General features: G+C 71.2%; 11 protein-coding genes. 3 read left to right on the top strand and 8 right to left on the bottom strand.

Annotation, left to right across the window (positions count from 1 at the left end):
• Positions 1-2 precede the first annotated feature (2 nt).
• The 4 genes from AC1QRC_RS09040 to AC1QRC_RS09025 all read right to left on the bottom strand — a co-directional run bounded on the left by AC1QRC_RS09040 (position 3) and on the right by AC1QRC_RS09025 (position 4,552).
• Positions 3-1,832, bottom strand: a complete 1,830-nt coding sequence (locus AC1QRC_RS09040; protein WP_484206435.1) for an RNA polymerase sigma factor — start codon at positions 1,830-1,832, stop codon at positions 3-5.
• A 220-nt stretch (positions 1,833-2,052) separates the two neighbouring features.
• Positions 2,053-2,460: a universal stress protein gene (locus tag AC1QRC_RS09035; RefSeq protein WP_484206434.1), complete on the bottom strand. Its 408-nt coding sequence runs from the start codon at positions 2,458-2,460 to the stop codon at positions 2,053-2,055.
• 128 nt (positions 2,461-2,588) lie between these two features.
• A complete protein-coding gene (locus AC1QRC_RS09030; RefSeq protein ID WP_484206433.1) occupies positions 2,589-3,779 on the bottom strand; it encodes a DUF4192 domain-containing protein in 1,191 nt (396 codons plus the stop codon).
• 62 nt (positions 3,780-3,841) lie between these two features.
• Positions 3,842-4,552: an EcsC family protein gene (locus AC1QRC_RS09025; protein WP_484206432.1), complete on the bottom strand. Its 711-nt coding sequence runs from the start codon at positions 4,550-4,552 to the stop codon at positions 3,842-3,844.
• Between the two features lie 126 nt (positions 4,553-4,678).
• Between AC1QRC_RS09025 and AC1QRC_RS09020 the strand changes: the two genes are divergently transcribed.
• Positions 4,679-5,884: a hypothetical protein gene (locus AC1QRC_RS09020; protein WP_484206431.1), complete on the top strand. Its 1,206-nt coding sequence runs from the start codon at positions 4,679-4,681 to the stop codon at positions 5,882-5,884.
• 20 nt (positions 5,885-5,904) lie between these two features.
• On the opposite strand, the gene AC1QRC_RS09015 is transcribed toward AC1QRC_RS09020, so the two are convergent.
• A complete protein-coding gene (locus AC1QRC_RS09015; RefSeq protein WP_484206430.1) occupies positions 5,905-6,885 on the bottom strand; it encodes a PAC2 family protein in 981 nt (326 codons plus the stop codon).
• A 154-nt stretch (positions 6,886-7,039) separates the two neighbouring features.
• On the opposite strand from AC1QRC_RS09015, the gene AC1QRC_RS09010 reads away from it, so the two are divergent.
• Positions 7,040-9,184, top strand: a complete 2,145-nt coding sequence (locus AC1QRC_RS09010) for a prolyl oligopeptidase family serine peptidase (RefSeq protein ID WP_484206429.1) — start codon at positions 7,040-7,042, stop codon at positions 9,182-9,184.
• Between the two features lie 9 nt (positions 9,185-9,193).
• Here AC1QRC_RS09010 and AC1QRC_RS09005 read toward each other — a convergent pair whose 3' ends face one another.
• On the bottom strand, positions 9,194-9,568 hold the full coding sequence (locus AC1QRC_RS09005) for a YkvA family protein (RefSeq protein ID WP_484206428.1): 375 nt from the start codon (positions 9,566-9,568) through the stop codon (positions 9,194-9,196).
• Positions 9,569-9,686: 118 nt separating this feature from the next.
• Here AC1QRC_RS09005 and AC1QRC_RS09000 point away from each other — a divergent pair, with 118 nt between their 5' ends.
• The gene (locus AC1QRC_RS09000) at positions 9,687-10,415 is read left to right on the top strand and encodes a PP2C family protein-serine/threonine phosphatase (protein ID WP_484206427.1); all 729 of its coding nucleotides are present in this window, start codon (positions 9,687-9,689) and stop codon (positions 10,413-10,415) included.
• Between the two features lie 48 nt (positions 10,416-10,463).
• Here AC1QRC_RS09000 and AC1QRC_RS08995 read toward each other — a convergent pair whose 3' ends face one another.
• Both AC1QRC_RS08995 and hrpA read right to left on the bottom strand, forming a co-directional pair.
• Entirely contained in the window at positions 10,464-11,258 is a 795-nt protein-coding gene (locus AC1QRC_RS08995) for a hypothetical protein (protein WP_484206426.1), read from the bottom strand.
• A gap of 49 nt (positions 11,259-11,307) precedes the next feature.
• Complete coding sequence (gene hrpA / locus AC1QRC_RS08990; protein ID WP_484206425.1) at positions 11,308-15,246, bottom strand: ATP-dependent RNA helicase HrpA; 3,939 nt, start codon at positions 15,244-15,246, stop codon at positions 11,308-11,310.
• Positions 15,247-15,324: the final 78 nt, after the last annotated feature.

Below are 15,324 nucleotides of genomic sequence, written 5' to 3'. Positions count from 1 at the left end.
GCTCAGTCCAGGTAGTCGCGCAGAACCTGGGAGCGGGACGGGTGCCGCAGCTTGCTCATGGTCTTGGACTCGATCTGTCGGATCCGCTCCCGCGTGACCCCGTAGACCTTGCCGATCTCGTCGAGGGTCTTCGGCTGGCCGTCGGAGAGGCCGAAGCGCATCGAGACCACCCCGGCCTCACGCTCGGACAGGGTGTCCAGCACAGAGTGGAGCTGCTCCTGGAGCAGCGTGAAGGAGACCGCATCCGCCGGGACGACCGCCTCGGAGTCCTCGATGAGGTCGCCGAACTCGGAGTCGCCGTCCTCCCCCAGCGGGGTGTGCAGCGAGATCGGCTCCCGGCCGTACTTCTGGACCTCGACGACCTTCTCCGGGGTCATGTCCAGCTCGGCCGCCAACTCCTCCGGGGTCGGCTCGCGGCCCAGGTCCTGCAGCATCTGCCGCTGCACCCGGGCGAGCTTGTTGATGACCTCCACCATGTGCACCGGGATCCGGATGGTGCGGGCCTGGTCGGCCATGGCGCGGGTGATCGCCTGCCGGATCCACCAGGTGGCGTACGTGGAGAACTTGTAGCCCTTGGTGTAGTCGAACTTCTCGACGGCGCGGATCAGGCCCAGGTTGCCCTCCTGGATCAGGTCCAGGAACAGCATGCCGCGGCCGGTGTAGCGCTTGGCCAGGGAAACCACGAGCCGCAGGTTGGCCTCGAGCAGGTGGTTCTTGGCGTTCTTGCCGTCCTGGGCGATCCACCACAGCTCGCGCTTGAGCTTGGCCTCGATCTTGTCCCCGGAGTTCAGCCGCTCCTCGGCGAACAGGCCGGCCTCGATCCGCTTGGCCAGCTCGACCTCCTGCTCGGCGTTGAGCAGGGCCACCTTGCCGATCTGCTTCAGGTAGTCCTTGACCGGGTCGGCCGTGGCCCCGGCGGTCACGACCTGCTGCGCGGGGGCGTCGTCCTCGTCCGCCGAGCTGAGGACGAAGCTCTCCTCCTCGGCCTCCGCCTTCTTGTTGGCGTTGCCAGGGACGGCAGCGGACTCCTCCGCCACCTCGCTCTCCTCGGCGTCCTCCTCCTGGTCCTCGTCCACCTCGGTGGCGTCGGCGGCGGCGTCGGCCTTGGTCGCCTTGGCTGCGGTCTTGCGGGTGCTGGTCTTGGCGGCAGTGGTCTTGCCCGCTGCAGCCTTGGCGGCGGACCGGGTCGTCGCGGCCTTGGCCGACGACTTCCGTGCGGCGCGCTTGGCGGGAGCGGCCTCCGCCTCGTCGGTGGTCGCGGCGGCTGTGGCGTCGCTCCCGGCGGCCGGCTCGGCCTCAGCCGACTTCGCCCGGCCCGCGCTCTTCTTCGCCGTGGTCCCGGCAGTCTTGGTGGCGGTCTTGCTGGTCGTGGTGTCGGCCGACTTGGCCGGTGCCTTCGCCGTGCTCCGCCGACGAGCGGGCTTGGCCTCCTCCTCCGCGGCGAGCGCGGCAGCCTCGTCCACAGACGCCTTCGTGGCGGCAGTCGACTTTGCCGCGGCCTTCGCGGGGGCCGCCTTCGCGGGGGCGGCCTTCGCGGGGGCGGCCTTCTTCGGTGCTGCCTTCTTCGCCGCGCGACGGCGACCGCCCGGCAGCTGGGAGCTGTCGTCCTCCCGGATCTCGATCGCGTTGTCGTGCAGCGTCTTGAGGACCTTCTTGCTGCCCCGCGCGCTCAGGTCCGCCGACTCCAGGGCGACCTTCACCTCGGTCATGCTCAGGTGTCCGCGCTTCTTGCCCTCCTGGAACAGGGTGGTCAGCTCTGGCGTGCCGAACTCGGCGGGGAGCTCGGTCGGCTCGGCGTTCTTGGCGGCGGTCTTGGAGGTCACGGGTGGCATCAACTACTTTCTGCTGCGCCGGTCCTGCGCAGCACCCGGGGTCGACCACGTGGGCGCACGGGAGCACCATGACGGTCGGGGGGTTCGCGTTGTGTCAGCGATCGCGGTGGTTGCGATCAGCGGCTTACGTACATTATAAAACCACGCCGCCGCCCAACATGTTCCCTGGCTGGTCAACGGGGGCGCCAGGGGCCCGCACGAACCCTCCCGACCGACCGGGTCAGTCGTCCTCGCCCGCCTTGACCGCCAGCACGGGGCAGGAGGCGTCGAGCAGGATCCGCTGGGCGTTCGAACCCAGGATCAGCTTGCCCACCGGGGTCCGCCGGCGCAGCCCGATGACGATGAAGTCACCGTCGGACTCTTCCGCCACCGCGATGAGGTCCTCGCTCGGCTCGTTGCCCCGGACCAGGGCACGCACCTCGTGCTCGACGCCATCGGCGTCCAGCGACCGCTGGACCTTTGCGAGCTCCTCCTCGAATCGCTGCGCCTCGGATGCGTCGAAATCGCGGCCGCCCCGGTGGGAGTTGACCACGATCAACTTCGTCCGTCGCAGCTGCGCCTCCTGGGCGGCACGACGCAACGCGGCCCGCCCTTCCTTGGTCGGCACATAACCCACGATGATCGACATACGTGCTCCTCATCCTCAAGAGTGTTCGTGAGAGTACACCGGAGCATGTCACCTCAGCGATGGGTCCGGCCACCCTGGTGGGTGCGTGTCCTGCACCGATCCGACCTGAGTGGCCCAGGGGACGACGCTCAGGCGGCGTCCGGGTCCTGGCCGGCTCCGTGGGTCGGGTCGGTCGGGCGACCCTTGACCGTCGGCGCGCCTGACCTCCCGGCGAAATCCCTGGGCCGCACCACGGCAACGAGGACCTGGTCAAGGAGGAGTGCCATCCGGTAGTCCGGCTCGACCTCCAGGGCCCGCTCGATCGCAAGGTTCGCCAGGGTTCCTTTCCCCCGGGCCCACGCATGGACGCCCAGCAGGGTCAGCGCCGGCGCGGCGAAGGAGCGTGGGGTGCGGGCACACAGTCCCACCAGCCGGTCGGTCAACCGGTCGGGGTCGAGCGGATCGGGGCCGATTGCCGCGGCGAGCGCGGCCTCGGTCTCGTAGCAACAGGCGGCCGTCACCGGGTCCTTGGCACAGGAGGCCAGGTCCGAGAACTGCTGCGGTGCCACCCTGGCGAGGACCGCGTCGCGCAGGATCAGATCCCGGACCGTCAATGCGGCGACGGCGAGGTCTGTCGCGGAAAGGTCTGCCACGGGCACCACCTGCCCGCTGGTGCGCAGGATGTCACCCCAGACCCGGTAGGGCTCATCCTCGTCCATGTCGAGGACGTCGAAGACCCCGGAGTCGCCGCCCGCACCGACCGGCACGCACAGTTCGTTGAGCACGGCCTGGTGGGTCAGGGGGTGATCGGCGTCCAAAGCGCGCTCGAGCGCCTCCCGGTCCTCCATCGGGCACGCACCACGCAGCACCAGTTCGGCAGCCGCCGGGACGTCCGCCGCCTGAGGAACCCTGGCCCAGCTCGGTGGCGCCTGGGGGTGACCGAGCGGGTTGCGGCGACACCACATCCCGCCGGTCGCCTGCGCGACCACGTCCACCCCGATGCCGTCCTCGGCAATGGCCAGGGCGAGCTGCTGGAGGGCGTGGAGCCCCGCGGCGTCCTCACGGGTGTCGGTGAAGGCGATCAGCTGGACCCCGAAGGGTGCCTCCCGGGCACAGACCTCCCGGATCCCCCGCACCACCTCCTCGGTCGCTTCCGGTGGCGGGATGTCCACTCTCATGGACATCAGGATCGATCCGGCGGCCGGGCCGCCCTCGCTCTTCGGAACTCCGAGGAGCACCACGACCAGGCTCTGCCGAGGCTGGTAACCCCACTGGTGCGGGAGGACGGCGATCAACTCCGCGATCCCCCGCACCCTGATCTGCGTTTCGGGTGTCTTCATCCCCCCAGCGTGGCGCAGCGGGGGGCTCCGAAACGGCCTCCGGCGGAATCTGTGGATAACCCTCAGTCAGCAGCGGGCACGGCGCTCAGGACCCGCTTGGCAGGGAACTCGATCCGGGCGTTGTCGGCGATCTTGTCGAGCAGGAACGTGTCGAGCCCGGCGCCGATCAGTCCACCGGCCACGGGCAGTCCCCGGGTGAAGCGGCTCAGCGTCTGGGTGCCGAAACGGGTGGCGACCCGGAAGCCGACGCCCTTGTTGATCACCATCATGGCGGCCTCCGGCAGCTGCTTCGCGGCGATCTGGGCCAGGCGCCCGCTGGTGGGGACTCCCGCCTTGTTCAGCAACTCGGTGGAGTCGGCCCCGACGAGGGTCAGCAACACCGCGGTCCGCACCTCGGGGCGCCGGACGTCGTATCCGCGGATCTGGGCGATGCTGCCGACCATCCGGGTGGCGAGCACGTAGAACTCGATGATGTTGGCGGGGATCGCGACGGGCAGCGTGAACAACCCGCCAAACCCGGTGACGAATCCCCCGGAGGCCACCAGCCGGTAGTGCGACCGCACGACCTTGGTGATCGCGGTCTCGGGGTCCGGGTACTTCTTGGTGTACTGGGCGACGACCTCCTCGACGGAGTCCAACGGGCCCAGCCCGTCGAAGCCATAGTCCATGAGCTTCTGCACGATGGCGTTGGCGGTGCGCGCGGAGATCCCGCCCTGGTCCGGAGCAGGCTCGACCGCCTCGTCGGTGTCGTCCTTCTTGCCGAAAAGTCCCATGCGCAACCCCTTCGCTCGTCAGCCACCGGGTGGGGCGTCCGGGCACATCCTGCCACCGTCTGGGCCGGAGTGCCCGATTCGCCGGGGGCAGTGTCCGACGGCGTGCGGGTGCGCTAGGTTTCCCGCATGGGGAACACCGAATCTCGTGGCTCCGGCCCGTCCAAGGCCCTGTCGATCCTCGCCGCGCTCCTCGGGCTGGCCGGCCTGGTCATGGTCGGCCTGGGGCTGTACGGCACCCTGACAGTGGCCAAGCCGAACATGGTCGGCTTCAATGCCGGCGACACCCTGCGGATCGGAGAGAACGGCATGTCCGTGTACGCCCGCTCCGACTCCGTCCGCGAATCAGCGGTGTGTGTCGCCACGCAGGGCGGGACCGAGGTCGTGTTGGAGCGACCTGTCAGCGAGTTCGCGGTGGACGTCGGGGGCAGCGACTTCTTCGAGGTGGCACGCACGCCGTCCGAGACCGAGGCCGGCGAGTACGCCCTCAGCTGCCAGGGGGCGGACGAGTCGGTGTATGCCGGACCCCGCGCCACCCGGACCGTCGCCCCGGGCGTCATGGGGACGATGGGCCTGATCATCGGCGGGGCCCTCCTCGCCCTGGCCCTGATCCTGGGGTTGGTGGCACTGCTGACCCGCCGCAAGGGCGCGAAGGAGCAGGAGGAGCCCTACCAGTACCACGCGCAGGGCCAGCAGTCGTACGACCAGCAGGGCGGCTACCAGCAGCAGGGTGGCTACCCAGCGCCTGCCGGATACCAGCAGGGCGGCTACGACCAGCAGAGCTACCAGCAACCCGGCGGGTACGACCAGCAGCCCTACCAACAGCAGGGCGGCTACGACCAGCAGCCCTACCAGCAACAGGGCTACCAGCAGCCGGACTACGGCCAGCAGGGCGGCTACGACCAACAGCCCTACCAGCAACAGGGCTACCAGCAGCCGGACTACGGCCAGCAGGGCAGCTACGGCCAGCAGCAGGGCGGGTACGACCAGCAGCCCTACCAACAGGGGAGCTACGACCAACAGCCCTACCAGCAACAGGGCTACCAGCAACAGGGCTACCAGCAGCCGGACTACGGCCAGCAGGGCGGCTACGGCCAGCAACAGGGCTACGAGCAGCCGGACTATGGCCAGCAGCAGGACTATGGCCAGCAGCCCCACGACGACGCCCCGCCCGCCGGTGACCCGCAGCAGGGCGACCAGGGCCAGCCGCAGCCCTACCAGTCCCCGTTCGGCGAGCCGGCGGAGGGCGACACATCCGCGGGGAGCTCCTCAGGCGAGGACACCGCGGGCAATGGCCAGGACAACCCCGACCAGCACGGGTCGGAGTCCCGCTGAGACTCAGGGGTGGCTAGACCTCAGGACGGGGTCTGGCCCTGCCCCGGGTCGTCCTCCGGACCCGCAGCGTGCTCGTCACCTGCGGCGTGGTCGTCGGGGGTCGTGGTCTCCCGCAGGAACTCCTCGAACTCCGCACCGATCTCCTCGGCGCTGGGCAGGTCGGCCACCTCCGCCGCCAGCAGGCTGCGCCGGCGCTGACCCTCCAGGAACCGGTCGTAGCGCTGCTCCAGCGATTCCACCACCTCGGCGACCTCCGGCGACCCGGCGACCTCCTTGGTGATGTCGGCGCGGTTCAGGCCGGCGGCCTCGACGAGCTCGGCGGTCGGCACCTGGAGCCCGGTGTGCACCAGGAGGGAGTCCACGGCGGCGACGGCAGCGTCCCCGAACCGGGCCTGGGCGAGGTAGTGCGGGACGTGGACGGCGACACCGAACGTCTCCAGCCCAGCCTCGCCCAGCCGCAGGTGCAGCAACGCCTCGGCGCTGGCAGGCACCTGGACCCGCCCGAAGATGGCCTCCTGCTCGCTGACCGAGACGCTGTCGCTGCCGAATCGGGTCATCCCGACCGGCCGGGTGTGCGGCACCGCCATCGGCACCCCGTGCGCGGTCGCCATCCGGCGCACGCCGAAGGCCAGGCACAACTGGTGCACGGCCTGGACGAACCCCTCCCAGCGGTAGTCCGGCTCCGTGCCGTGCAGCAGCAGAAAGTCCTGCCCGGCGTGGTCCTGCATCCGGTAGAGCACCAGGCTCGGGGCCTCGTAGTCGGTCCAGGCATCCCGGTCGAACGTCATCACGGGGCGTCGGCCCCGGTAGTCCACCAGCTGGTCCACGTCGAACGTGGCCACGACCTGGTGCTCGAGGCTGTCCAGGAGGTGGTCGGCCATCTGCTCGCTGACCAGACCCGCGTCCATGAATCCGTCGAGGGACACAATGAGCTGCGGCGCATGCATGGGCTGCCGCGCGGCCTCGTCCTCCAGGCGGAACAGCACGCTGGGCTCTGTCACGATCCTCGCTCCTCGTCTGCGGTGCGACACACTCTTGCGAGAGGTTCTAACGGTAGAAGGCCCGGGATGATTCCGGGACCCGACTTACCGGGACGGCGGCTCGCATCCGCATCCCGCCGAGATAATTTCGTGTTCAACCGTGATACTGGAAGGCATGAGCACCGTCTTCCACGACCTGACGCAGTACGTCGCCCACCCGCGGTTGTCCGGGCTGGCCCTGAGCCCTGACGGGTCGCGTCTGGTGACCACCGTGGCCACGATCACGCGCAAGGGCACCGGGTATGCCACGGCGCTCTGGGGGCTGGACCCGCAGGGTGCAGCACCTGCCCACCGGATCACCCGGAGCAGCAAGGGCGAGGCGGGGGCCGCCTTCTCCAGCTCCGGCGACCTCTACTTCACCTCCTCGCGTCCCAACCCCGACGCCGACGACGACCAGCCGGAAGCCGCGCTCTGGGAGATCCCCGCGGTCGGCGGGGAGGCCCGCGTGGTGCTGTCGCGGCCCGGGGGCGTCTCGGGGGTGACCTGCGCCAAGGACGCCGAGACCGTCCTGGTGACGGCCGCCCGGTTCCCGGGCGCCGAGAGCGAGGACGCCCACGCCGCGATCCACAAGGCCCGCAAGGACGGCGGGGTCGACGCGATCCTGCACGACGGCTACCCCGTCCGGTTCTGGGACTCCGACCTGGGACCGGCAGCCCCGCAGCTGTTCGTCGCCGAACCGGACGAGACGGCCGCGCCGACGGTGCCGACGACCCTGGACCACACCGCCCCGCTGCGGCTGCGGCACGTCAGCGAGGGGGTGGGGAGTCTGCTCGAGGCCGGCGCCACCCAGCTCAGCCCGGACGGTCGCTTCGCGCTGGTCGCGGTGAACCGCCCGGAGGCCCGCGGCGAGCGCCGGACCGCCCTGGAGCGGATCGACCTGGCCACGGGGGAACGCCAAGTGCTGCTGGACGAGGAGGGTCAGGAGTTCTACCCCGGTCCGGTCTCCCCCGATGCAGGACGTGCCGTCATCGTCCAGGAGGCCAAGAGCACCCCGACGACCGCTCCGCGGCCCTACCTGATGGTGTTGGACCTGGCCACCGGCGAACGCACCGCCCTGGTGCCGGACTGGGACCGCTGGGCGCAGCCCGTGGAGTGGGCCCCGGACGGTTCCGCGATCTACGCCCTCGCCGACGACGACGGTCGCCGTCAGGTGTTCCGGATCGACCCGACCACCGACCGGGTGGAGCCCGTGACCACGGACGATGCGGCATACAGCGAGTTCCTGCTCTCCCCCGACGGGGCGACCGGCTATGCGTTGCGCAGCAGCTACGCCTTCCCCTCCGAGGTGGTGCGCATCGACCTCGCCTCCGGCGACGTCACGCCGCTGCCCGGCCCGGTGGCCCGCCCGGAGCTCCCGGGTCGGTTGGAGGAGGTCGAGACGACGACGGAGGACGGCACCCGGGTGCGTGCCTGGTTGGCGCTGCCGGAGCCCGGCGACTCCCCCGCACCGCTGCTGCTGTGGATCCACGGTGGCCCGTTGGGGTCCTGGAACGCGTGGACCTGGCGGTGGAATCCGTGGCTGATGGTGGCCCAGGGGTATGCCGTGCTGCTGCCGGATCCCGCGTTGTCCACCGGCTACGGACAGGACTTCATCCAGCGCGGGTGGGGCACCTGGGGCGGTCCGCCGTACGAGGACCTCATGGCGATCACCGACGCCACGGTCGCGCGCGGCGACATCGACGAGACGCGAACGGCCGCGATGGGTGGCTCGTTCGGCGGCTACATGGCCAACTGGGTCGCCGGCCACACCGACCGGTTCAAGGCCATCGTCACGCACGCCTCGCTGTGGGCGCTGGACCAGTTCGGCCCGACCACGGACGCAGCCTTCTTCTGGCAGCGGGAGATGACCCGGGAGATGGGTGAGGCGAACTCCCCGCACCTGTCGGTCGACAAGATCGTGACGCCGGTCCTGGTCATCCACGGCGACAAGGACTACCGGGTGCCGATCGGTGAGGGTCTGCGGTTGTGGTACGAGTTGCTGAGCGCGTCCGGGCTGCCCGCCGACGACGCGGGACGGTCACCGCACCGGTTCCTGTACTTCCCCCACGAGAACCACTGGATCCTGTCACCGCAGCACGCCAAGGTCTGGTACGAGGTGGTCGGCGAGTTCCTGGCCGAGCACGTGCTGGGGCAGGACGCCAGCGACCTGCCGGTCGAGTTGGGTCGCAGTGCCCCCAGCGAGGAGCAGCTCAAGGCCGTGGCGTCGGACGGCGGAGCTGACGAGGCAGGAGACGACGAGGCGGCCGCGGCCGCCCAGTGAGTTCGGCGGTCAGCCGATGACTTCTCCCGGCACGGCGTCCCGCGTGCGCTCCCAGTCGAGGAAGTCATCGGTGGTGCGGATCAGGGTGACCGCGAGCCAGCCGATCACGACGGCGTCGTCGGCCAGTCCGCCCAGCAGGAGCACCGCCTCGGGCATCAGGTCGACGGGCGAGACGACATACCCCACGGCGCCCATCATCAGCAGGACGCGCCTCAGGTCCGCCCCGGTGTAGTCCCCGCGGCGGATCGCCCGGACCATGCGCGGCAGCGCGGACAGCCGGTCCCAGAGGCCGGGCGCGCCGGGGGCGCTGGCCGACTTGATGGCGCGCGCCACGGACGCCAACGCTCCCCAGCGCAGCGCCTTGGTTGCAGTAGCAGCGGACACGGGTCCCTCCCTAGGGCCGGGTTCTCTCGCGGTGGTCAACGAACGATCGGCCCCAGGGATTCCCGACGCGGCCCCCAGCGTGGGCACGGACCGGCCCGGGACAGGTCAGACTGGGCCCATGAGAGTCGGCAGCGCGACGCACCGGGGCCTGGTCCGCGAGGGCAACGAGGACGTGGTCCGCGTCGGCGACGGGCTGTGGGTCGTCGTGGACGGGATGGGCGGTCACGACGGCGGCGAGATCGCCGCGGAGGTCGCGGCCACGGCCCTGCTCGACGTGGGCGGCTCACGAGACACCGAGGGCGGGTGGGCGCACGCTCTTCCCGAGGCGGTGGCGGCCGCCCACGACCGCGTCGTGGCGCGCGGGACGGAGACCGGTATGCCGGACATGGGCTGCACCGTCGTGCTCGCCCGGGCGGCAGGTCACGGGGGTGAGGTCGAGGTGGCCTGGGTCGGCGACAGCCGGGCCTATCACCTGGCCGACGGGGTGGTGCACCAACTCACCCACGATCACAACCTCGCCGCCGAGTTGCTGGCCGCCGGCCAGTTGACCGAGGAGCAGGCGCACGACCACTGGGGGCAGTCGCGGCTCACCCGCCGGCTTGGCGGCGACCCCGAGGCACCGGCCGTCGACACGGTGACCCTCCCGGCGACCGGGCGGCTGCTGCTGTGCACCGACGGGCTCACGGCCGAACTGCGGGACCCTGAGATCGCGGCCGTGTTGACCGACGGGGTCCCCCAAGCCGCGTGTGACGCCCTGGTGGCCGCAGCCCTGGAGGCGGGCGGCAACGACAACGTCAGTGTGGTCGTGGTCGATCTGGAGTCACCACTCGAGGAGCCCGTGCGCTAGCGGGTGGCCCGTGGACCGCGCCCGATTGCGGCGCAGCCGCGGGGTCGGTCAGGCCTCGGCGAGACCCTCCAGCATGTCCGGGAGGACCTCCCCGAGCAGGCTCTCGACGGCGTCCTCGTCGGCACCCTCGGCGATCAGGCTCGTGCCCAGGATCAGCCCGTCCTCGTGCCACAGCGCCACACAGAACTCCGGCTCGTCCTCGAAGCACTGGGTCCGCACCTCACCGCCCAGCTCCTCCGGCGGGTCGACGCTCTCGCTGTCGCTGAGGCCGGTCGCGGCGAGGAAGGCCTCGAAGTCCGACGTGCCCTGCACGTCGACGGCGAACACCCCGGCAGCCGTGCCGTAGTCGGAGTCGTTGGCGTCGCCATCGGAGTCACCCCCGCAGGTCAGACCCATCAGCTCCGGGTGCAGCGCCTGGTACTCACTCCACTCGATCTCGGTGCCCCAGCTGCCCAGCGTGGTGTCGGGGAAGCCGGCGCTGCCCAGGGCCTCCTCGAGACGCTCCAGGTCGATCGCCGGGCAGTCCTCCAGGTTCGTGCTGGTCTGCGGAGTCTCCGGCCGGTGCTCGGTCAGCCAGGCGGCCAGCCCCTCCCGCGCGGCCGCGACCTCGTCGGAGGCCGGCCCCGCCGCCCCCTCCGTCACGGTGGCGGCATCGCTGTCGTCGGTCATCACCGCATCGTCGGAGGGGTCGGCGTCGTCAGTCTGGCTCGTGCCGTCCTCGGCACCCGACTCGTCCTCGGTGCCCGTCCCGTCACCACCGCTGCAGGCCCCCAGCGCGAGGACGAGGCCGGCCCCGGTCACGGTCGAGGTCACCGCCCGTCGCATCCGTGTGTGTGCTCTCATGAGACCCAGAGGTTACCTATCGCGGTCTGCCTCCAGTCTCGGGGGCCGCTCAGCCCGTGGCGTCCTCGGCCCGGTCCATCGCCGCATAGATGCGTTTGGCCGAGACCGGCTGCGGCGTCCCGAGGCGCTGGGCAAACAGGCTGACCCGCAGCTCCTGCAGCTGCCACCCGATGTCGACCACGTCCGGATCGGTGCGCCGGTGTGGCGGGAGCTGGGCCAGGAAGTCCGCGTGTTCCTGCTCCACCTGGTGCACGGTCGCCATCCGGTCGGCGTCGCGCCGCACGTCCTGCGGCCCCTTCTCGAGCCGCTCGGCCATGCCCGCCAGGTAGCGGCGCAGATGCGGGATCCGGGCGAACCCGGTGTCCGCCACGAACCCGGGACGGATCAGCTGATCCAGCTGGCGCCTGAGGTCCGTGGCCAGCTCGGCCGCCGCCGGGCTGGTTAACCGGGTCAGCGCGATCCCGATCTCCCGGGCGGTGTCCAGCACGGGGACGAGGTGCTCCACAACCTGCAGGACGCGCGGCACCGCCTGCTGGCGGACCAGTGCCAGGGCCCGGTCGAAGTCCTCGGGGCGGCGCACGGTGGCGCCGGGCATCTCGGCGACGACCGAGTCGACCGCACAGGCCAGCCCGTCCTCCAGCAGGGCGGGGACCGATCCGTGCGGGTTGTTGCCCAGCGCGAGCTTCTGCTGGTTGGTCAGCAAGGCCAGCAGTCGCTTCCACGGTGCCGTCGTGTTGAGGAGCAACAGCCGCCGGATGCCGAGCCTGGTCGCGCGGTCCCGCTCGGAGGCCGTCCCCAGGACGCGGATGTCGACGGCGGAGCCGGTGTCGACCAGCGCCGGGTAGCCCTGCACCGTCCGGCCGCCGACCTGCTGCTCGAACGTCTCCGGCAGCACGCCGAAGTCCCACGAGGTCAGACCCTGCTTCTCCACGGACGCCGCGGCCCGCGCCATCGTCGTGCGGACCTGCGGAGCCAACTGCTGCTGCAGGGCTGCCAGGTCCTTGCCCTCACCGAGCACCTCCACCCGGCCGCGGGACCGCCCACCCTTGCGACCGGACACCCCGGGGCGCCGCTCCACCCGGAAGGTGACCCGCAGGTGGTCCGGCACGCGCTCCCACTCGAACTCCGCCGGATCGACCCGCACCGGCCCGCTGGCCGACAGCGCGTCGGCGAGCGCCTCGTCGACGGGACCGGCGCCGGGATCGCGGCCCATCGCCCGCAGCGCCCGGCGTGCGTGGTCCGGAGCGGGGACGAAGTGCCGGCGGGTGGCCTTCGGCAGGGCCTTCACCAGCGCCGCCACCAGGTCCTCCTGCAGCCCCGGGACCAGCCAGTCGAACCCGTCCGGGGTGAGCCGGTTGAGCACCTCGATCGGGATGTGCACGGTCACGCCGTCGGCCTCGGAGCCCGGCGAGAACTGATAGGTCAGCTCCAGCTCCAGGTCGCCCTGCCGCCAGGTGCCCGGGTAGTCGGCGTCGCTGACGGTGCCGGCGTCGTCGCTGACGAGCAGGTCCTCGGTGAAGGTGAGCAGCTCGCCGTCCTGTCGTCGGGCGGCCTTCCACCAGGTGTCGAAGTGGGCGCCGGAGACGACCTCGGCGGGGAGCCGGTCGTCGTAGAACGCGACCAGCGTCTCGTCGTCGACCAGGATGTCGCGGCGCCGGGCGCGCGCCTCCAGCTCGCCCAGCTGCCGGACCAGCTTCCGGTTGGCGTGGAAGAAGTCGTGCCGGGTGTCCCAGTCCCCCTCGACCAGGCCGTGCCGGATGAACAGGTCGCGGGCCGTCTCCGGGTCCACCCTGCCCAGGGGGACGGCCCGTCCGGCAGCCAACGGCACGCCATACAGGGTGACCCGCTCGTCCGCGATGGCGCTGCCGCGGCTGCGCGACCAGCGCGGTTCGGAGTAGCTGCGCTTGACCAGGTGCCCGGCGGCCCGCTCCACCCAGGCCGGGTCGGTCCGCGCGTTGACCCGGGCCCACAGGCGCGTGGTCTCGACCAGCTCGGCGGTCATCACCCAGTCGGGGTTCTTCTTGAACAGCGCCGAGCCGGGCTGGATGTGGAACTTGGCGCCCCGCGCCCCGAGGTACTCGCGCTTGTCCCGGTCGTACAGCCCGACCAGGGAGAGCAAGCCGGCGAGGAGCGACTGGTGGATCTCGTCGGGCCCGGCGTCGTTGTCGTTCAGCCCCAGCCCGACCTGCTTGCAGGCCTGCCGCAGCTGGGTGTGCAGGTCCTGCCACTCCCGGACCCGCAGGTAGTGCAGGTACTCCCGCTTGCACATCCGGCGGAACGCGCTGCCGGACAGGTCCTTCTGCTGCCGCTTCAGGTAGCGCCAGAGGTTCAGGATGGTCAGGAAGTCCGACTCGTCGGCACCCTCCCGGAAGCGCGCGTGGGACTGGTCGGCCTGCGCCTGCTTGTCGCTGGGACGCTCCCGCGGGTCCTGGATCGACAGTGCCGCGACGATGACGAGCACCTCACGCAGGGCCCCGTTGCGTTCGGCCTCGATCAGCATCCGGGCCAGCCGCGGGTCCACCGGGAGCTGGGCGATCGCCCGTCCGTATGCCGTGAGCCGCTTGCGCGGGAGGTGGACCGGGGCGTCGGGGTTGATCGCCTGGAGCTCGGTGAGCAGGCGCACCCCGTCGGCGACCTGCCGGGAGTCCGGCGGCTCCACGAACGGGAAGGCCGCGATCTCGCCCAGGCCCAGGCTGGTCATCTGGAGGATGACGCTGGCCAGGTTGGTGCGCAGGATCTCGGGGTCGGTGAACTCCGGGCGTGAGGCGAAGTCCTCCTCCGAGTAGAGCCGGATCGCAATGCCGTCGGCGAGCCGGCCGCAGCGACCCGACCGCTGGTTGGCGCTGGCCTGGCTGATCGGCTCGATCGGCAGCCGCTGCACCTTCAGCCGCTGGCTGTACCGCGAGATGCGCGCGGTGCCGGTGTCCACGACATACCGGATCCCCGGCACGGTGAGCGAGGTCTCGGCGACGTTCGTCGCGACCACGATCCGCCGGCCGACGTGCCGGGAGAACACCCGGTGCTGCTCGGCGGCGGAGAGCCGGCCGTAGAGCGGGAGGACCTCGGTCGCGGGAAGGTGCAGACCGGTCAGGGCGTCGGCTGCGTCCCGGATCTCCCGCTCTCCGGAGCAGAAGACCAGGATGTCCTGCGGGCCGCCGTCGTCCGGGGACTCGGTCCACAGCTCCTCCACGGCCTCGCACAGGCCGGTGACCTGGTCCACGTCGACAGTCGTCGCGGTGCCGTCCTTGGTGGGAGGTCCGGGGCGGACCAGCGGGCGGTAGCGCACCTCGACCGGGTAGGTGCGCCCGGAGACCTCGACGACGGGGGCGGGCGTGCCGTCCTCGTCGGCGAAGTGCTCGGCGAACCGGTCGACGTCGATGGTGGCCGAGGTGATGATCACCTTGAGGTCGGGGCGCCGCGGCAGCAACTGCCGGAGGTACCCGAGGATGAAGTCGATGTTGAGGCTGCGCTCGTGCGCCTCGTCGATGATCAGCGTGTCATAGCGGCGCAGGTCCCGGTCCCGCTGCAGCTCGGCCAGCAGGATGCCGTCGGTCATCACCTTGACGAGAGTGTCCCTGGTCGACCGGTCGGTGAACCGCACCTGGTAGCCGACCGCCCCGCCGGTCTCCACCCCCAGCTCCTCGGCGATCCGCTCGGCCACCGACCGGGCGGCGATCCGGCGCGGCTGGGTGTGCCCGATGGTGCCCTCGACCCCGCGTCCCAGCTCCAGACAGATCTTGGGCAGCTGGGTGGTCTTGCCCGAGCCGGTCTCCCCCGCCACGATGACGACCTGGTGGTCCCGGATCGCTGCGGCGATGTCGTCCCGACGCTCGACCACCGGCAGGTCGGCGGGGTAGTTGATCCGGGTCGGGACCAGCGCGCGCCGCGCGGCGATGCGCTCCGCGCCAGGCGTGGCGTCCCCGGCGCGCCGGGGTGTCCGGCGGCCGGCTCGGCGGGCACGCCGAGGAGGGCTGGCGTGCTCGGGCATGTGCCCATCCTGACAAATCGGCACGGCAGTCGCACACCGGTTGTCATCGACGGGAGCACGGGTTGTCATCGCCGCGGG

It is taken from the genome of Ornithinicoccus sp. (genome assembly GCF_057176825.1).
This window is presented reverse-complemented; position numbering and strand designations above follow the sequence as displayed.